The 18,256-nt window shown below is 69.6% G+C and carries 16 protein-coding genes; 11 read left to right on the forward strand and 5 right to left on the reverse strand.

What is annotated here, in order from left to right; genetic code table 11:
- The first annotated feature begins 39 nt into the window (after positions 1-39).
- The 6 genes from ACIO52_RS00180 (at position 40) to ACIO52_RS00205 (ending at position 7,743) form a co-directional block, all read left to right on the forward strand.
- Positions 40-1,191, forward strand: coding sequence for an acyl-CoA dehydrogenase family protein (locus ACIO52_RS00180; RefSeq protein WP_316576307.1), 1,152 nt, complete (start codon positions 40-42; stop codon positions 1,189-1,191).
- Positions 1,188-2,786, forward strand: a complete 1,599-nt coding sequence (locus tag ACIO52_RS00185) for an acyl-CoA carboxylase subunit beta (RefSeq protein WP_218722159.1) — start codon at positions 1,188-1,190, stop codon at positions 2,784-2,786. The genes ACIO52_RS00180 and ACIO52_RS00185 overlap by 4 nt, the downstream gene beginning before the upstream one ends.
- 50 nt (positions 2,787-2,836) lie before the next feature.
- Positions 2,837-4,909 (forward strand): biotin carboxylase N-terminal domain-containing protein, encoded by a 2,073-nt coding sequence (locus ACIO52_RS00190; RefSeq protein WP_402640378.1) that lies wholly within the window; start codon positions 2,837-2,839, stop codon positions 4,907-4,909.
- A 71-nt stretch (positions 4,910-4,980) separates the two neighbouring features.
- Complete coding sequence (locus tag ACIO52_RS00195; protein ID WP_316576305.1) at positions 4,981-6,141, forward strand: acyl-CoA dehydrogenase family protein; 1,161 nt, start codon at positions 4,981-4,983, stop codon at positions 6,139-6,141.
- A gap of 206 nt (positions 6,142-6,347) precedes the next feature.
- Entirely contained in the window at positions 6,348-7,130 is a 783-nt protein-coding gene (locus ACIO52_RS00200; protein ID WP_218722156.1) for an enoyl-CoA hydratase family protein, read from the forward strand.
- Positions 7,131-7,134: 4 nt separating this feature from the next.
- Positions 7,135-7,743, forward strand: a complete 609-nt coding sequence (locus ACIO52_RS00205) for a TetR/AcrR family transcriptional regulator (RefSeq protein ID WP_218722155.1) — start codon at positions 7,135-7,137, stop codon at positions 7,741-7,743.
- 313 nt (positions 7,744-8,056) lie between these two features.
- On the opposite strand, the gene ACIO52_RS00210 is transcribed toward ACIO52_RS00205, so the two are convergent.
- Both ACIO52_RS00210 and ACIO52_RS00215 read right to left on the reverse strand, forming a co-directional pair.
- Entirely contained in the window at positions 8,057-10,114 is a 2,058-nt protein-coding gene (locus ACIO52_RS00210; protein ID WP_402640383.1) for a glycosyltransferase family 39 protein, read from the reverse strand.
- The gene (locus ACIO52_RS00215) at positions 10,111-11,394 is read right to left on the reverse strand and encodes a bifunctional glycosyltransferase family 2/GtrA family protein (protein WP_316576302.1); all 1,284 of its coding nucleotides are present in this window, start codon (positions 11,392-11,394) and stop codon (positions 10,111-10,113) included. The genes ACIO52_RS00210 and ACIO52_RS00215 overlap by 4 nt, the downstream gene beginning before the upstream one ends.
- A gap of 136 nt (positions 11,395-11,530) precedes the next feature.
- Here ACIO52_RS00215 and ACIO52_RS00220 point away from each other — a divergent pair, with 136 nt between their 5' ends.
- A complete protein-coding gene (locus ACIO52_RS00220; RefSeq protein WP_218722152.1) occupies positions 11,531-12,037 on the forward strand; it encodes a DUF6790 family protein in 507 nt (168 codons plus the stop codon).
- Positions 12,038-12,044: 7 nt separating this feature from the next.
- Here the strand turns inward: ACIO52_RS00220 and ACIO52_RS00225 are convergent, their stop codons facing one another.
- On the reverse strand, positions 12,045-12,671 hold the full coding sequence (locus ACIO52_RS00225; protein ID WP_316576301.1) for a class I SAM-dependent methyltransferase: 627 nt from the start codon (positions 12,669-12,671) through the stop codon (positions 12,045-12,047).
- 139 nt (positions 12,672-12,810) lie between these two features.
- Here ACIO52_RS00225 and ACIO52_RS00230 point away from each other — a divergent pair, with 139 nt between their 5' ends.
- A complete protein-coding gene (locus tag ACIO52_RS00230) occupies positions 12,811-13,533 on the forward strand; it encodes a TetR/AcrR family transcriptional regulator (RefSeq protein ID WP_218722150.1) in 723 nt (240 codons plus the stop codon).
- Between the two features lie 115 nt (positions 13,534-13,648).
- Here the strand turns inward: ACIO52_RS00230 and thiD are convergent, their stop codons facing one another.
- On the reverse strand, positions 13,649-14,497 hold the full coding sequence (thiD, locus tag ACIO52_RS00235) for a bifunctional hydroxymethylpyrimidine kinase/phosphomethylpyrimidine kinase (RefSeq protein ID WP_402640387.1): 849 nt from the start codon (positions 14,495-14,497) through the stop codon (positions 13,649-13,651).
- 77 nt (positions 14,498-14,574) lie between these two features.
- On the opposite strand from thiD, the gene ACIO52_RS00240 reads away from it, so the two are divergent.
- Positions 14,575-15,723 (forward strand): GTP-binding protein, encoded by a 1,149-nt coding sequence (locus tag ACIO52_RS00240; RefSeq protein ID WP_402640390.1) that lies wholly within the window; start codon positions 14,575-14,577, stop codon positions 15,721-15,723.
- A 104-nt stretch (positions 15,724-15,827) separates the two neighbouring features.
- Here ACIO52_RS00240 and ACIO52_RS00245 read toward each other — a convergent pair whose 3' ends face one another.
- On the reverse strand, positions 15,828-16,973 hold the full coding sequence (locus tag ACIO52_RS00245) for an epoxide hydrolase family protein (protein ID WP_218722147.1): 1,146 nt from the start codon (positions 16,971-16,973) through the stop codon (positions 15,828-15,830).
- A gap of 88 nt (positions 16,974-17,061) precedes the next feature.
- Between ACIO52_RS00245 and ACIO52_RS00250 the strand changes: the two genes are divergently transcribed.
- Together ACIO52_RS00250 and ACIO52_RS00255 are read left to right on the forward strand one after the other, a co-directional pair.
- Positions 17,062-17,709 carry a TetR/AcrR family transcriptional regulator gene (locus ACIO52_RS00250; protein ID WP_316576298.1) on the forward strand — a complete coding sequence of 216 codons (648 nt, stop codon included), beginning with the start codon at positions 17,062-17,064 and terminating at the stop codon, positions 17,707-17,709.
- A gap of 84 nt (positions 17,710-17,793) precedes the next feature.
- Complete coding sequence (locus ACIO52_RS00255) at positions 17,794-18,216, forward strand: VOC family protein (protein WP_218722145.1); 423 nt, start codon at positions 17,794-17,796, stop codon at positions 18,214-18,216.
- Positions 18,217-18,256: the final 40 nt, after the last annotated feature.

Here is an 18,256-nt window from a genome sequence, read left to right on the forward strand (position 1 = left end):
CCACGGAGGGCGCCCGATCATGCGACAGGAGACAGCAGCATGACGACAATTTGGGACACGCCGGAACGAAAAGAACTGCGCGCCACCGTGCGCGGGTTCGTCGAGCGGGAGATCCTGCCCGACCTCGACACCTGGGAACGCGAGGGCGCGCTGCCGCGCGAGCTGCACAAGAAGGCCGGCGAGCTCGGCCTGCTCGGCATCGAGTACCCGGAATCGGCGGGCGGCGAGGGCGGCAGCATCGTCGACTCGATGATCGTCGGCGAGGAGATCCATCTCGCCGGTGCCTCCGGCGGGCTGTGGGCGTCGCTGTTCACCTGCGGAATCGCGTTGCCGCACATCATCGCGTCCGGTAATCAGGACCAGATCGACCGCTGGGCCGTGCCGACGCTGCGCGGTGACCTGATCGGTTCGCTGGCCATCACCGAACCCGGCGGCGGCTCCGACGTCGGCCACCTCACCACCGCGGCGGTGCGCGACGGCGACGACTTCATCATCAACGGCGCCAAGACCTTCATCACCTCGGGCACGCGGGCGGACTTCGTGGTCACCGCGGTCCGCACCGGCGGCGCGGGCGCGGCGGGCGTCTCGCTGATCATCGTGCCGACCGATACGCCAGGCTTCACCGTCAGCCGCAAGCTGGAGAAGATGGGCTGGCTGGCCTCCGACACCGCCGAGCTGTCCTACGTGGACGTGCGGGTGCCCGCCGCGAACCTGGTCGGCGGCGAGAACACCGGCTTCGCGCAGATCGCCAACGCGTTCGTCAGCGAGCGGGTCGGCCTCGCGGTGCAGGCGTACTCGCTGGCCCAGCGCGCCCTGGACCTGACCGTGCAGTGGTGCCGGGACCGGGAGACCTTCGGCCGCCCGCTGATCAGCCGCCAGAAGGTGCAGATGACGCTGACCGAGATGGCCCAGCGGGTCGACGTGTCGCGCACCTACACCCGGGCCCTGGTCGAGCGCTTCGTCGCCGGGGACGCCAACCAGATCGCCCAGGTCTGCTTCGCCAAGAACAATGCCGTCGAGACCGCCGAATGGGTCGCCAACCAGGCGGTCCAGCTGCACGGCGGCATGGGCTACATGCGCGAGTCCGAGGTGGAGCGCATCTACCGCGATGTGCGCATCATCGGCATCGGCGGTGGCACCAACGAGATCCTGACCATGCTGGCGTCGAAAGTATTGGGGTACCAGTCGTGACGACCTTCCGTTCCGCCGTCGACACCGCGTCGCCGGAGTACACCGCCGCCGCCGAGGCGATGGCCACCAAGCTCGCCGAGGTCGAGGCCGAGTTCGCCAAGGCGATCGCCGGTGGCGGCCCCGACAAGGTGGCCCGGCATCACAAGCGCGGCAAGCTCACCGCGCGTGAGCGGATCGAGCTGCTGCTCGACGAGGACTCGCCGTTCCTGGAGCTGTGCCCGCTGGCCGCGTGGGGCAGCGACTTCCATGTCGGCGCGTCGACGATCGCCGGCATCGGCATCGTCGAGGGCGTCGAGTGCATGATCGTCGCGCCCGACCCGACCGTGCGCGGTGGCACCTCCAACCCGTGGACGCTGCGGAAGACCTTGCGCATCAACGAGATCGTCAAGCAGAACCGCCTGCCGGTGATCTCACTGGTCGAGTCCGGCGGCGCCGACCTGCCGACGCAGAAAGAGGTCTTCATTCCGGGTGGCGCGATGTTCCGCGACCTCACCCAGGCCTCCGCCGCCGGAATCCCCACCATCTCACTGGTTTTCGGCAACTCGACCGCCGGTGGCGCCTACATCCCCGGCATGTCCGACTACGTGGTGATGGTCAAGGAGGGCGCGAAGGTCTTCCTGGCGGGCCCGCCGCTGGTGAAGATGGCCACCGGTGAGGACTCCGACGACGAGACTCTCGGCGGCGCCGAGATGCACGCCCGCACCTCGGGTCTGGCCGACTACATGGCCGCCGACGAGCAGGATGCGATCCGGATCGGCCGCAACATCGTGCGCAGGCTGAACTGGAAGAAGCAGGGCCCCGAGCCGCGCGCCGAGGTCATCTCGCCGCTCTACGATCCCGAGGAACTGCTCGGCATCGTGCCCTCGGACCTGAAGATCCCGTTCGATCCGCGTGAGGTGATCGCCCGCGTCGTCGACGGTTCCGACTTCGACGAGTTCAAGCCGCTCTACGGTTCCAGCCTGGTCACCGGCTGGGCCGAGATCAACGGCTACCCGATCGGCATCCTGGCCAACGCGCGCGGCGTGCTGTTCTCCGAGGAATCGCAGAAGGCCACCCAGTTCATCCAGTTGGCGAACAAGAAGAACACGCCACTGTTGTTCCTGCACAACACCACCGGCTACATGGTCGGCAAGGACTACGAGCACGGCGGCATCATCAAGCACGGCGCGATGATGATCAACGCGGTCGCCAACTCGACGGTCCCGCACATCTCGCTGCTGATCGGCGCCTCCTACGGCGCGGGGCACTACGGCATGTGTGGTCGGGCGTTCAACCCGCGCTTCCTGTTCGCCTGGCCGAGCGCGAAGTCCGCCGTGATGGGCGGCGCGCAGCTGGGCGGCGTGCTCACCATCGTGCAGCGCGGCGCGGCCGAGGCCAAGGGTCTGCCGTTCGACGAGGAGGCCGCCGCCGGGCTGGCCGCCATGGTCGAGGCGCAGATCGAGGCCGAGGCGATGCCGATGTTCCTGTCGGGCAGGCTCTTCGACGACGGCATCATCGACCCCCGCGATACCCGCACCGTGCTGGGGATGGCCCTGTCGGCCATCCACACAGCTCCGATCCAGGGCGCCGAGGGCTTCGGCGTCTTCCGAATGTGAGGCGCGACATGACAACAGCATCGCGAAGCGATTCCGTGAGCGGCGGTCGGGTGACGGGTGGGGCCATCACGAACGTCCTCGTCGCCAACCGTGGTGAGATCGCGCGCCGCGTGTTCGCCACCTGCCGCCGGATGGGCATCGGGACCACCGCGGTGTACTCCGACGCCGACGCCGCGGCCCCGCACGTGGCCGAGGCCGACGCGGCTATCCGGCTGCCCGGCAACACTCCCGCCGAGACCTACCTGCGCGGTGAGCTGATCATCGAGGCCGCGCTCTCCGCCGGTGCCGACGCCATCCACCCCGGCTACGGATTCCTCTCCGAGAACGCCGAATTCGCGCGGTCGGTGCTGGACGCGGGCCTGGTCTGGATCGGTCCGCCGGTCGCGGCGATCGAGCAGATGGGCTCCAAGGTCGAGTCGAAGAAGATGATGGACGCCGCCGGCGTGCCCGTCCTCGCCGAGCTCGATCCCGCCGAGGTCACCGAGGCGCACCTGCCGGTGCTGATCAAGGCGTCCGCCGGTGGTGGCGGTCGCGGAATGCGCGTGGTGCGCGAGCTGGGTGAACTGAAGGACCAGATCGCCGCCGCGCAGCGCGAGGCCGAGTCGGCCTTCGGCGATCCGACCGTGTTCTGCGAGCGCTACCTCGAAACCGGCCGCCATATCGAAGTCCAGGTCATGTCCGACACCTTCGGCACGACCTGGGCGGTGGGCGAGCGGGAATGCTCGATCCAGCGACGGCACCAGAAGGTCGTCGAGGAGGCGCCCTCGCCGCTGGTCGAGAAGATCGACGCGCTGCGAGCTCCGGGGCCGGAGGCGGTAGCGGAGCGTGCCGCCGCGAGCAGCGCGGATGGGCAGAGCATGCGTGAGCGGCTCTTCGAAGCGGCCCGGCTGGCCGCCGAGGCGATCGGCTACGAGGGCGCGGGCACTGTCGAATTCCTCGCCGACGAGAAGGGCGAGTTCTTCTTCCTGGAGATGAACACCCGCCTCCAGGTGGAGCATCCGGTCACCGAGCAGACCACCGGCCTGGACCTGGTCCGCCTGCAGTTGCAGGTCGCGTCCGGGCTGCCGCTGCCCGCGACCCAGCCCGCCCAGCGCGGCCACTCGATCGAGGTCCGGCTCTACGCCGAGGACCCCGCGCAGGACTGGCAGCCGCAGAGCGGACCGGTGCACAAGATCGAGATCCCGTTCACGGCCGGAGAGTTCACCGTTCTCGAGCAGGCGGGCGTGCGGCTCGACACCGGTGTCGTCGACGGCTCGGTCGTCGGCGTGCACTACGACCCGATGCTGGCCAAGGTCATCTCCTACGCCGAGACCCGCGCCGAGGCAGCGCATCTGCTGGCGACCGCCTTGCAGCGCGCCAAGATCCACGGTCTGGTGACCAACCGCGACCTGCTCGTGCGGGTGCTGCGGCACCCCGCGTTCCTGGCCGGTGACACCGATACCGCGTTCTTCGCGACCCACGATCTGGCCGCGCTGTCCGCGCCGCTGGTGTCCGAGGCCGACGAGGCGCTGTCGATCGTGGCCGCCGCCCTCGCCGACGCGGCGCTGGCGCACACCACGAACCGGTTCGCCAAGCTCGCCCCGAGTGGCTGGCGCAACCTGGCCTCGCAGCCGCAGTGCAAGTCCTACGAGAGCCGCACCAGCGGCACGCACGAGGTGCGGTACCGGTTCACCAGGGCCGGTGGCATCGAGGTCGACGGCCACGACGGCCTCGAACTGATCTCGGTGGCGCCCGAACGGGTGGTGCTCGCGGTGCCGGGCGAGCGTGGCTCGGTGCGTCGTCAGTTCGAGATCGCCCGCTACGGCGACCTCGTGGCGGTCGACTCGCCACTCGGCCCGGTCGCCGTGCGCCGACTGCCCCGCTTCACCGACCCGTCGGAGCAGGTCGCGGCCGGTTCGCTGCTCGCGCCGATGCCCGGCAGCGTGATCCGCCTCGGCGCAGCCGAGGGCGACCAGGTGCGGCAGGGTCAGCCCATCCTGTGGCTGGAGGCCATGAAGATGGAGCACACGATCGTCGCGCCGGCCACCGGCGTCCTCAGCGCACTGAACGTCACCGTCGGCCAGCAGGTCGAGGTCGGAACCGTCCTCGCCGTCGTCGAGGAAGAAGAGCAGGAGCCGTCCTGATCCGGTCAAGCCCGGAGGCGGTAGCGAAGCATGACCACGGAGGGCTCCGGGTCAGGACAGAAGGGTTCAGCATGAGCTTTCACGAAACCGAAGAGCAGAAGGCGCTGCGCGCGGCGGTCGCGTCGCTGGCGGCCAAGTACAACTACCGCGACTACGTGCTGCCGCTCTCGCGCAAGAACGAGCCGCTCACCGAACTGTGGGACGAGGCGGGCAAGCTCGGCTTCCTCGGCGTGAACCTGCCCGAGGAGTACGGCGGCGGTGGCGCGGGCATGTACGAGCTGGCGCTGGTGCAGGAAGAGCTCTCGGCCCAGGGCGCCGGCCTGCTGCTGATGGTGGTCTCCCCGGCCATCTGCGGCACCATCATCACCAAGTACGGCACCGACGCCCAGAAGCAGACCTGGCTGCCCAAGCTGTCCGACGGCTCGGCCAAGATGGTCTTCGCGATCACCGAGCCCGACGCGGGCTCCAACTCGCACCAGATCACCACCACCGCCCGCCGCGACGGCAGCGACTGGATCCTCAACGGCCGCAAGATCTTCATCTCCGGTGTCGATCAGGCCGAGGCCATCCTGGTGGTCTCGCGCACCGAGGACCACAAGACCGGCAAGCTCAAGCCCGCGCTGTTCATCGTCCCGGTCGACGCGCCCGGCCTGGTGAAGAACGTCCAGGAGATGGACGTCATCGAGCCGGATCACCAGTACACGCTGTTCTTCGACGACGTGCGCCTGCCCGCCGACGCCCTCGTCGGCTCCGAGGACGCCGCCATCGCCCAGCTGTTCGCCGGCCTGAACCCCGAGCGCATCATGGGCTCGGCGATGGCGATCGGCCTGGGCCGCTACGCCATCGATCGCGCGGTGGAGTACGCCAAGGAGCGCACCGTCTGGAAGACGCCGATCGGCGCGCACCAGGGCATCTCGCATCCGCTCGCGCAGATCAAGATCGAGCTGGAACTGGCCAAGCTGATGATGCAGAAGGCCGCGACCCTCTACGACGCGGGCGACGAGTTCGGCGCCGCCGAGGCCGCGAACATGGCCAAGTACGCGGCCGCCGAGGCCAGCATCAAGGCACTGGACCAGGCGATCCAGACCCACGGCGGGTCGGGTCTGACCAAGGAGGTCGGGCTGTCGGCGATGCTGCAGGCGGCGCGCATCATGCGCATCGCCCCGGTCAGCCGGGAGATGATCCTGAACTTCGTGGCCCAGCACTCCCTCGGTCTGCCGCGGTCGTATTAGTTGGAGCGCTGGCGCGCTCGAGTCGCGGCCCTTGGGGGTCGCCGGTCAGGCACCGTTTCTTGCTCCTTCGTCGCTTGCGAAACGGCGCCTGACCGGCGACCCGGCCGCGACCGGCCACTGCGTGGCCGCCGCTCCTCGGGGTCGCGGGTGCGGGGCTGGGAGCGGTCAGGTTGAGTTCGATCTAGTGAAAGGTTGAGGTGGGTTCGATGAGTGATCCTGAGGGCGCGCCCTTTGTCCGGTACGAGGTCGTCGATGGGTTCGCCACGCTGACGTTCGATTCCCCGCACAATCGCAATGCGCTCTCATCGAAGCTGGTGCGCGAGCTACTGGCCGGATTGGACGCGGCGAACGCCGATCCCGTCGTGCGCGGCATCGTGCTGGCGCACACCGGCGACACCTTCTGCGCGGGCGCGGACCTGAAGGAGGCGAGTACCGCCGATCCGGCGACCGCGGCCGATCAGCGCACGCGGGTGATGATCGACGTGCTGCGGGGCATCCTGGCCTCGCCCAAGCCGGTCGTCGCCCAGATCGACGGCAATGTGCGCGCCGGCGGCATGGGCATCATCGGTGCCTGCGATCTCGTCGTCGCCGGGCCCAGCAGCAGTTTCGCGCTCACCGAGGTGCGGATCGGGATGGCGCCGTTCATGATCTCGCTCACCCTGGTGCCGCGGATGGACCAGCGCTCGGCGAGCCGCTACTTCCTGACCGGCGAGAAGTTCGACGCCGCGACGGCACAGCGGATCGGGCTGGTGACCATCGCGGCCGCCGATGCCGCCGCCGAGGTCAAGCGCCTGTGTGGCGAGCTGCGCAAGGGTTCGCCGCAGGGGCTGGCCGAGTCCAAGAAGCTGGTCAATTCGACCCTGCTCGCGCGCTTCGACGCCGAGGCCGAGGAGCTCGCACAGCGCTCGGCCGGGTTCTTCGGCACCCCCGAGGTGATCGAGGGCATGACCGCCTTCTTCCAGAAGCGCCCGCCCAGCTGGGCACAATAGTCCGATGGCGACACCCCACGAACCCAAGCAGGACCGCAGCCGGGCCACCCGGCAGCGGCTGCTCGAGGCGACCATCGACTGCCTGGCCGAGACCGGCTGGGCGGCCGCCACCGTGTCGGTGGTCGCCGAACGGGCCGGGGTGTCGCGCGGGGCCGCCCAGCATCATTTCCCCACCAGGGAAGACCTGATCACGGGCGCGCTCGAGTACATGTTCGACACCAGGATGGATCAGTCGGCCGCCGAGGCCGCCGCCATCAGCGAGGTCGCCGAGGGCGTCGGCCGCACCCGCGCCGTCGTCTCGGGCCTGGTCGAGTCCTACACCTCGCCGCTGTTCAAGGCGGCCTTGCAGGTGTGGACGCACGCCGCCGCCGATCCCGCGCTGCGCGAACGCATCGTCCCGCTCGAGGCCCGGTTCGGCCGGATCGCGCACCGGCGCGCGGTCGAAGCACTCGGCGTCGACGACTCCGATCCGGTCAACCATCACCTCGTCCAGGCGACCCTCGACCTGGCTCGTGGGCTCGGCCTGGCCGACGTCCTCACCGACGACTCGGCGCGCCGCAAACTCATCGTCGACCAGTGGGCGGCGACCTTGCATTCGGCGCTGAACACCTAGGTATAACCCTGGTGACCTGCGCAGTTCCGAGTGTCGGCCATCTCGGCCAGACCATGGTGGATGTGCTGACCGAGCGCGGCCACGAGGTGGTCGCGTTCTCATCGCGTGAAGCGCAGTGCCGCAGGGCAAACGACGACCGATCCCTGCCGGTGGTCGGTGGGGCTGATCGGGTCCGCGTGAGCCGCACCGGATGCGAACGCTGCGTCGAGCGGGTGAGCCTTGGGGGTCTTCACGTCGAGGCCGGGTCTGTCGGACCGGGGTGATCCGACCGAGCCCGGCCCCGAGTGTTCTTGCGGGCGTTCGGCGCTGCCGACTACTTCGGTTGGGTGAGGTCGTACAGCGTCACGCCGTCGACGGTGGTCGCGGTGTAGTTCGCCGTCACCCAGGCGGTGATCGCCGAGCTGGTCGACTCGCTGTTTCCGCCGGGGCCGCCCCGGCCGCCCGCCACGAAGTAGTGGATCTTGCCCTCGGCCACATAGGTTGTGAACTGGTCGAGGGTGGGGGAGGGGTCGCTGCCGTTGAAGCCGCCGATCGGCATCACCGGCAGCTCGGTGGCCAGCTGGTATCCGGCGGCGCTGTTGGAACCGACCGTCGCCGCGACCCAGGTGTAGTTCTCTCCGTCGCGCTCGAGCAGGCTGACGATCCGATCACTCGGTCGCGAGCCACCGAGCAGACCGCCGGCCCCACCCGGCTGGGCCGCACCACCATCCGACTGCGAACCGCCACCCTGGGCAGCACCTGACGGAATACCGCCGCCCTGAGCGCCGTCCGATGGCATCCCGCCCTGTGCATCGGCACCACCCGACGAGTTCGCCCCATCCGCGCCCGGCATCGCGCCCATCCGAGCATCACCGCCAGGCCACATCCCTGGCCCACCCCGACCTCCGAACCCGTGCATCCCACCGGCGTTCGGCCCGGCCGACGGAATCGCGCCGGAGTGCGCGGTCGCGAGGGTATCGATGGAGTAGGCGACGGGCCCGGCGAGCCCGACGAAAGCGGCGGCGATCGCGGCGATCACCGCCTGTCTGCGGGCCAGCGGGAAGGCGGCCGCGATAGTCGCGAGCACACCGACCACGAGGATCGTCCAGCGCAGCCACGGCTGGAAGGACGCGCTGCGCGACAACAACACCCACGCGGTGGCGGTGGTGAGGCCGATGGCGAGCGCACCGGTGAGGCGCACCCACAGCCGATCCCGCGCACCCCACAGCTGTGTCGCGCCGATGCCGATCAGCGCGGCGACGGCGGGCGCGAGGGCCACCGTGTAGTACTGGTGGAAGATGCCCGCCATGAAGCTGAACACCAGGCCGGTCACGAGCAGCCAACCGCCCCACAGGATCAGCGCGGCCCGGCGTCGATCGGTGCGCGGCGATCGTCCGCACAGGACGAGTCCGGCGACCAGGGCCACCAGTGCGCCGGGGATCAGCCAGGCGATCTGGCCGCCCTGCGCGGGCTCGAACAGCCGGGTGATCCCGGTGCTGCCCCACATGCCGTTGCCGCCGGCGGGCAGTTCGCCGCCGGGGCCGACACTGCCGCGCTCGTTGCCGTTCAGTCGGCCGAGCCCGTTGTAGCCCAGCGTCAGCTCGATGATCGAATTCTCGTGCGACCCACCGATCCACGGCCGCTGATCGGCGGGCCACAGCTCCACTGTCAGCAGCCACCAGCCCGCCGCGACCACCATCGCGGCGCCCGCCGCGAACAGCTGCGCGATCCGCTTGCCCAGCTTCGGCGGGCCCGCGAACAGGTAGGTCAGCGCCAGCGCGGGCACGACCAGCAGTACCTGTAACTGCTTGGCCAGGAACCCGAAACCGATCAGCCCGCCGGTGAGCAGCAGCCACCGCCAGCGCCCGTCGGCGACGGCGCGGGTCATCGCCCAGGCGGCCGCCGTCATCAACAGCACCAGCAGGGCGTCGGGGTTGTTGAACCGGAACATCAATACCGCGACGGGCGTCACCGCGAGCACCGCGCCCGCGATCAATCCCGCTGCGGGACCGAAGGATCGGCGCACCGTCGCCCACAGCACCGCGACCGTCGCGACGCCGAGCAGCACCTGCGGTACGAGCATGCTCCAGCTGTTGAGCCCGAACAGCCGCACCGACAGCTCCATCACCCACAGGGAGGCGGGCGGCTTGTCCACGGTGATCGAGTTGGCCGCGTCGGAGGAGCCGAAGAAGAACGCCTCCCACGATCGCGAACCCGCTTGCACCGCAGCGGCATAGAAGTCGTTGGCCCAGCCGTTGGCGCTGAGGTTGATGAGGTAGGCGAGGGCGGTGCCGAGCAGCAGAACCGCCAAGGCCGGCAGTTCCCAGCGCTTTCGGCGCGGCGCGGTGTCGGTGATCCCGGCGGGCGAGGGCGGGGCGATGGTGGCGGTCATCGGCGCGCCTCCACCGTGTCCGTCGCGGCGCGCAGGACGACATCGGGCCCTGGGTCCGCCACCGCGCGGTCGGAGCCGGCGTGCCGGAACACCCAGCGCAGTCCGACGAACCGGGCCAGTGTCGCCACGAGATTGGCGAAGACCAGCACGCCGAGCTCCACCACGACGGGGGCGTCGGGCGCCCAGCGATGCAGTGCGAACAGCGAGCCACTGGTGATCGCCAGCCCGAAACCGAAGATCGCCAGACCCTGGAACTGATGGGTCATCGCGTCACCGCGTCCACGCACACCGAAGGTGAAGGCGCGGTTGGCCGCGGTATTGCCCACCGCGGTGATCAGCAGCGACACCAGATTGGCGCCCTGCCCGCCGAGCAGCGGTTGCAGCAGCAGATACAGCACGATGTAGGCCAGCGTCGAGGTCACGCCGACGATCGCGAAACGCACCAGCTGCCCGATCATCCCGAGCGGCACGCCCGCCACCAGCGGCTCGCGGCCGACGGCGGCGCGCAGTTCGTCGAGCGGGAGCGCGCCGGTGGCCAGCGCCCTGGTCAGCCGCCAGATACCGCGCAGGTCTTTGCGGGCGGTGTCGACGATGTCGACCCGGCTGTCGGGATCGTCGATCCAGTCGACGGGCACCTCGTGGATGCGCAGCCCGGCGCGCTCGGCCAGGACCAGCAGTTCGGTGTCGAAGAACCATTCCCCGTCCCGCACCAGCGGGAGCAGTTCACGGGCGACATCGGTGCGCACCGCTTTGAACCCGCACTGCGCGTCGGAGAAGTGGGCCCGCAGCGTGGTTTTCAGCAGCAGGTTGTAGCAGCGGGAGATGATCTCGCGCTTGGGGCCGCGCACCACCCGCGACGACGCGTCGAGCCGGGTGCCGATCGCCAGGTCGGAATGGCCGGACACCAGGGGCGCGACCAGCGGCAGCAGCGCGTTCAGATCGGTCGACAGGTCGACGTCCATATAGGCGACCACCGCCGCGTCCGATCCCGCCCACGCCGCGCGCAGCGCCCGGCCCCGGCCCTTGGCGTCCAGGTGCAGCACCTGGACACCGTCGAGCTCGTCGGCCAGCAGCCGCGCCACCTCGAGGGTGGCGTCGGTGCTGGCGTTGTCGGCGATCGTGATCCGGGCGGTGAACGGGAATCCGTCCCGTAGGTAGGCATGCAGCCTGCGTACGCACAGGCCCAGGTCGGTTTCTTCGTTGTAGACGGGGATCACCACGTCGAGCACCGGCGCGCGGCTGCTCTGCGTGGGCTGTGGCTCGGCCTCGGTCTGGGTCATGCCACCTACCCTCGACGGCGGCGCTGCCACCCAGCTGGGACCGAGCTGGGAGGTTGCTGGGGATCCGCGAGGGTACACTGGAAGAGCTCGTCTACCTGCTCGAACAGTGCTCGACTCGAGGCATGGAGGCGCTCGGATGCCTACCGTCATCGCGGTACTCGTCGCCCTCGTCGGCGGGTTCGTACAGAGCCGGCGTCAGCCCGGTCGACCCGCGGCCGACATCCACATGGTCTGGTGGATGGTGGCCGTCGTCGGGGTCGCCTCGGTTCTCGGCGCCGCCGCCCACATCTTCGACGGCGCCCAGGTCGCCGAGCAGATCGGCTACACGCGGGGCGACGGCGGCTTCCAATGGGAGAACGCGATGGGCGACCTGGCCATCGGCGTGGTCGGCATCATGGCCTACTGGTACCGCGGCCACTTCTGGTTGTGCGCGATCGTCGTCCTGACCATCCAGTACTGGGGCGACGCGGCCGGGCACGTCTACTTCTGGGTGGCCGAGGACAACACCAAGCCGTACAACATCGGGATCCCGCTGTGGACCGACATCCTCCTGCCGATCGTCATGTGGGCGCTCTATGTGCTGTCGCGACGAAGCAACGGCGACGCGGTGCCGAAAGCCGAAGCGGGTACCCGGGGCGGCTGACCCTCCGCTAGCCGCGGCGCACGCGCAGCACGCTGTCGGCCCGTTCGCCCTCGACGCCGTCGGGGCTCGTCGACGGGCTGGTGAGCAGGCCCGCGGTCTCCACCTGCCACTCGGGGCCGAGGTCGAGCTGGGCGAGCATCTGCTCGATCGTCGGGAAGGAGACGTCGTGCGGCGGGGTGGTGACCCAGGTCGGCCAGTGCGCGTGGCTGCCGATCACCAGCACGCCACCGGGGGCGACGGCGGCCGCGGCCTTGCGCAGGATCGTCGCGCGCTCGTCGGGGCGTTCCACCGGTGAGTGCAGGAACTGCGCCGAGACCAGGTCGAAGGTGCCCGCCGGGAAGCTCGTCTGCAAGTCGTGGCGCTCCCACGTGATCCGCACGCCCGCGTCGGCCGCGTGCCGGGCACCCCGCTCCATCGCCGTGGCGGAGACGTCGACGGCGGTGACCTGCCAGCCCTGCTTCGCCAGCCAGATGGCGTCGCCGCCCTCGCCGCATCCGAGGTCGAGCGCGGTGCCCGGCGTCAGCCCGGCGACCTCGCTGACCAGGGTCTTGTTGGCGTTGCCGGTCCAGATCTGGTCTCTTTCGCGGTAGAAGTCCTCCCAGAACTGTTCGGCGGTCGGCGCGGTCTCGGTCATCGGGGCTCCTGTCGGTCGGCGGACGCGTAGACGATTCGATGGTGCGGGCACCGGGCGAAAACCCGCAAGAAAGATTGCCGGTCCGGCAAAAGTCGCCCCGCGCAGCACCCGGGCCGACCGCGCCAATAAGCTGCTGACCGTGACGCGCGGTTACCGGAAGGCAGACGAGCCGGTCCGTCGTGTCGATGCGCGGACCGAGCGGTGGCGCGAACATCGCGTGCAGGTCCGGATCGAATTCGTCGACGCCGCGTTCCGCGCGCTGGATCGGGTCGGCCCCGATGTCAGCATGGGCGATATCGCCAAGGAAGCCGGTGCGGCCAAGCCGAAGCTGTACCGCCATTTCGAGGACAAGACCGATCTCTACAACGCGATCGTGGACCGGGTCCGCGACATGCTGTGGGAACGGGTGCTCAGTGGGGTGAACCTGACCGACGATTCCGTCGCCGACCTGGTGCGTCGCGCGGCCGCCGAATACGTGGCCGTCGTCTCCGAGCACCCGAACGTCTTCCGGTTCATGCTGCACAGCCATTTCAGCCAGCAGGCCAAGGAAACGGAACGGGCGCTGGTCGCGGCCAGGCAATCGGCGCGGCGGGCCGCGGAATTCTTCGCCGGTCTGCTGCCCACCGAATCGATCGACGTGGCCGGGATCGAATTGGTGAACTATTCGATTTTCGGCGCGGTGGCCTCGGCCACGGACTGGTGGCTCGGCGCGAATCAGCGCGAGGTCTCGGCGATGCCGGTGGAACGATTCGTCGATTATCTGGCCGAGAGCATCTCGGCGCTCGCCACGGCGCACGCACGGTTCAACGGAGTCAGGATCGACCCGTCGCAGCCGTTGCGCGACGCGTTCGTCGTCGGCTGAAAGTCGTCGCGCCCGAGGCGAACTCCGTTGTTCTCGCCGGCTGCGTCGTTGGAACCGGTGGTGGGTGCGATGGATTCAGTATGAACCTGCCCACCGACAAGTTCGCGACGCCACGCTAGACATCGGTGCGCAGTCGCCACAGCGGGGAAACCGGCCCGTGGCCCGCGCCGAGGTCGTAGGAGGCGGCCAGGCAGCGATAGGTCCACTCCTTGGCGAAGGCGACGGCGTCGGGCACCGAGTAGCCGTTGGCGAGCGCGCTGGCGATGGCCGCGGCGAGGGTGTCGCCGCCGCCGTGATCGTTGCCGGTGGCGATGCGCGGCGCGGTGAACTCCCGGAAGGTGTCGCCGTCGTAGAGCAGGTCGGTGCTGTATTCCGAGGAGCGCAGGTGCCCGCCCTTGACGATCGACCACTGCGCGCCCAGCGCGTGCAGCGCCTCGGCGGCCGTGCGGGCGGTGGCATCGTCGGCCACCTCGATGCCGGTGATCAGGCGGACCTCGTCGAGATTCGGCGTGACGACCGTGGCCAGCGGGATGAGGGTGTTGCGCACCGCGTCGAGCGCCTCCGCGTGCAGCAGCGGGTCGCCGTGCATCGAGGCCGCGACCGGGTCGACCACCAGCGGCACGCCGGCGTCGCGCCCGATGCCGACCTCGCGGCACACGTCCGCGACGGCTTCGATGATCGCGGTGGAGGCGAGCATGCCGGTCTTGGCCGCGCCGACGCCGATGTCGCGGACGACCACCCGCACCTGATCGGCCACGATCTGCGGCGGGATCTCGTGAAATCCGCTGACGCCCACCGTGTTCTGCACGGTCACCGCCGCCACCGCCACGCACGCGTGCACTCCGCACAGCGCCATCGTCCGGGAGTCGGCCTGGATGCCGGCGCCGCCGCCGGAGTCGGTGCCCGCGATGGTGAGCGCGCGAACGGGGGTCTGGCCATCGGGGGTCAGCGGCAACATCTTCACGCTCCAACCCTACGACCGGCGCCCGGTTCGCCGGACCCCGCCCGCAAACAGCAAATGAAAACCATTATCATTAACCCGTGACCAATTCCGCCCCCACCGCGCATCTGCCCGTCACCGTCCTGTCCGGCTTCCTCGGCGCGGGCAAGACCACGCTGCTCAACCACATCCTCGCCAATCGGGAGGGCCGCCGGGTGGCGGTCATCGTCAACGACATGAGCGAGGTCAACATCGATGCCGCGCTCGTCGCGGGCCAGGGACATCTCGACCGGACCGAGGAGAAACTGGTCGAGCTCACCAACGGCTGCATCTGCTGCACGCTGCGCGAGGACCTGATCGAGGCCGTGGCCCGGCTCGCCCGCGACGGCCGGTTCGACCAGCTGGTGATCGAGTCCACCGGCATCTCCGAACCGATGCCGGTGGCCGCGACCTTCGACTGGGAGTTCGAGGACGGGTTCCGCCTCGGCGACCTCGCGCGTCTGGACACCATGGTGACCGTGGTCGACGCGTCGACCTTCCTGGCCGAGCTGGTCAAGGGGCAGGCGCTGGCCGAGCGCGAACTCGAAGCGGGCGAGGGGGACACCCGCACGATCGCGGATCTGCTGGTCGACCAGGTGGAATTCGCCGACGTCCTGCTGATCAACAAGACCGACCTGGTGAGCGCGAACGCCGCGGCCACCGTCGAGGCGACCGTCCGCAGGCTCAACCCGAGGGCGCGCGTGCTGCGCACCGAGAAGGGGGTGGTCGGGCTGGACGAGGTGCTCGCCACCGGCCGCTACAACCCGGTGGTGGCCGCCGAGGCCGAGGGCTGGGCCGAGGAGCTGGCCGGCGGCCACACCCCCGAGACCGAGGAATACGGGATCAGCAGTCTCACCTACACCGCCGACCGGCCGTTCCACCCGGACCGGCTCGCCGACGCGCTGGCCGGACTGCGGGGGATGTTGCGCAGCAAGGGCTTCTGCTGGATCGCCAGTCGTCCCGAGCTGGCCGCGATCTGGTCGCAGGCCGGGCCGAACCTGACCTTCGAGCCGGGCGCGTGGTGGTCGTCGCTGGAAGTGCCCGCGGGCCAGGAGATCGTGTTCATCGGCGTGCGCCTGGACTCGGCCGCGGTCCGGCGCGCACTCGATGCCGCGCTGCTCACCGACGCGGAGTTCGCCGCGGGTCCGGCCGGGTGGGCCGGCTTCGCCGATCCCTTCCCGGCCTGGGGTGAATTGCACGAGCATCACTGATTGCGTTCTTTGGTGCGCGTATAACACTGCGCTGGTGCATGATTCGAATGGGTCGCGACCCACGCGCCGATGAGGGGAGCGTGGGCCGCGGCACCGAAGCCGAATCAGGCGAGGCCGGCGAAGAATCGGCGGATGTCGCCGACCAGCACCTCGGGCGCCTCGTGCGCGGCGTAGTGCCCGGCCGCGTCGTTCGCGCCGCCGCTGCCCGCGGCGGTGTCGTAGGAGTTCCAGCTGACGATATTGCTGTGATCACGCTCGGCGAACCGGCGGATCGACTGGAAGTCACCGGCGAACATGGCCAGCCCGGTAGGAACCGTGGTCGGCTCGGTCGGGTGCTCGGTGGCGTGGGCGTCCTCGTAGTAGAACCGCAGCGACGAGCCCGACGTGCCGGTGAGCCAGTACAGCGCGATGTTCGCCACGACGAACCGCGCGTCGATCGACTCGCCGAACAGCTGGGCGTTCCAGCCGAGCAGCCCGACCGGCGAATCGGCCAGGGCGTAGGCCAGGGTCTGCGGCTGCTGGCTGTGCAGGGTGTTGAAGGCCATCTTGTTCTCGTGGAACCACTGCAGATGCGCCAGCGCGGCCATATCAGCTTCCGACAGGCCCTCGAACTCGGCCGGGTCGCCGGACGGGAACGAGTACAGCTGGGTGACATGCACGCCGAGCACCCGCTCGGGCGCGATCCGGCCGAGCTCGGGGGAGACCATCGAGCCGCCGTCGTTGCCGATGGCGCCGTAGCGCTCGTAGCCCAGGCGCGCCATCAGTTCCGCCCAGGCGCGGGCGGTGCGGTAGCGGTTCCAGCCGGTGCTGCGGGTCGGGCCGGAGAAGCCGAAGCCGGGCAGCGACGGGATGACCAGGTGGAAGGCCGGATCCTCGGCCGATTCCGGCTCGGTGAGGGGCGCGATCACGTCGATGTACTCGAGGATCGACCCCGGCCAGCCGTGGGTGAGGATCACTGGCGTCGCGTCGGGCCGCGAGGACCGGATGTGCAGGAAGTGGATGTTCTCGCCCTCGATCTCGGTGGTGAACTGCGGGTAGGCGTTCAGCTCGGATTCCAGCGCCCGCCAGTCGAACTCCTCGAGCCAGTACTGGGCGAGAGTGCGGACGCGCTCGGCCGGGACGCCGTAGGCGTCGCCGACGCCGGGCAGCTCGTCCGGGAAGTGCGCGCCGCGCAGGCGGGCGGCGAGGTCGTCGAGCTTCGCCTGGGGCACGTCGATGCGGAAGGGGGTGATGGTGGCCGTGGCGGTCATGTCGACTCCTTGTTGTGAAACGGAATGCTTCGTTCTGTTCCAACCGTAGCAGAACGGATCATTCCGTTTCAAGTGGTAGTCTGGATTCATGCCCAAGCAGACCGAAACCGCAGCTCAGCCCCGCCTGTCGGGCCGCAAGGCGCAAGCCGCGCGCAATGACAGCCTCATCCTCGACGCCGCCCGCGCCGTGTTCCTCGACGATCCGACCGCGCCGATCGCGGCTGTCGCGGAACGCGCGGGCGTCGGCATCAGCGCCCTCTACCGGCGCTATCCGAGCAAGGAGGTGCTGCTGCGCACGCTGTGTCACGAGGGATTGCGCCGGTTCAACGCCGAAGCGGATGCGGCGCTGGAAGATCCGGACGGGTGGCGCGGATTCGTCGGCTTCCTGGAACGCGTGGTGGAGGCCGACGTGCACTCGCTGACGGTCAAGCTCGCGGGCACCTTCACTCCCGACGAGTCGATGCTGCCCGACGTCATCCACTCGGGCGAAGTGAGCGCGGAGCTGGTGCGCCGGGCCCACACGAGCGGACGACTGCGCGCCGACTTCGATCCCCAGGACGTGGGGCTGCTGCTGGAAGCGTGCGCCGCGGTCACGATGCCCGACCCGGTGCGCACCGCCCAGCTGCGGCAGCGCGTGCTGGCCCTGCTGCTCGACGGCATGACCGCCGAGGGGGACCTGCCCGGTCCACCACCCGCCGACGGCGAATACGCCTGGCGCTGGGAGCGCAGGCCGTGAACAGCCTGTTCGGCCCGCGTCTCGGCCCTGCCGGTGGCAGACTCGGCACCACCGCGTGACCGAACCACCCTCGGGAGGCACCTCGTGAACTGGACCCTGGAAGTCGTGATCGTGCCGGTCTCCGATATCGACCGGGCCAAGGACTTCTACGCGAATCGGCTCGGCTTCGTCGTCGACCACGACACCGTGATCTCCGAGGACGTGCGCATCGTGCAGCTCACCCCGCCGGGTTCGGGCTGCTCGATCGTCATCGGCAAGGGCGCGGTGCCCGAGATGCCGCCCGGTTCGCTGAAAGGCCTGCAACTGGTGGTGCCCGATATCGAGCGGGCGCACGCCGAATTGGTGGCCCGCGGCGTCGAGGTCACCGACGTGCAATCCCTCGGTCAGAACCCCAGGCCGACACCGCATCCGCTCGACAATGTCGGCTTCGTCTTCTTCAGCGATCCCGACGGCAACGGCTGGGCCGTCCAGCAGATCTCGGCCAGGGCCGAGAAATCCTCGAGCTGATTCGAACCCTGTCGGGCGACCCGTGCGGCCGGGCACCATG

The organism is Nocardia sp. NPDC087230, from assembly GCF_044744725.1.
Classification (GTDB): Bacteria; Actinomycetota; Actinomycetes; order Mycobacteriales; family Mycobacteriaceae; genus Nocardia; species Nocardia canadensis.